Here is a 234-nt window from a genome sequence, read left to right on the forward strand (position 1 = left end):
CTCCATAAAAAGCCGGATATCATCGAGATTCTGAAGGTTAGTATAAAGCGGGTGATGTTGTAATTGGCTTCTCAAGCCAGAGATTTCCTGCTCTATCAGAGCAATTCTATTCGTATTAGTCATGCGTTCTTTTTGGGTGAGAAATTCGAATTGGCAATAAACCTTACGAAGCAACTCATTTACCCGGATGCAAAACTGAAAAATTTTAGGAAGAGTTTATCACTTAAAGCATTT

Annotated in this window: 1 protein-coding gene; it reads right to left on the minus strand. The window is 37.6% G+C overall.

All coding sequences use genetic code 11. The features are described 5' to 3' along the window. Window positions 1-123, minus strand: a 123-nt coding sequence (locus tag I5349_RS14370; protein ID WP_498366197.1) for a DUF3050 domain-containing protein, incomplete at its 3' end; no start/stop codon positions are given. Window positions 124-234 lie beyond the last annotated feature (111 nt).

Origin of the sequence: Penaeicola halotolerans (assembly GCF_016464625.1) — a bacterium.
Classification (GTDB): domain Bacteria; phylum Bacteroidota; class Bacteroidia; order Cytophagales; family Cyclobacteriaceae; genus Penaeicola; species Penaeicola halotolerans.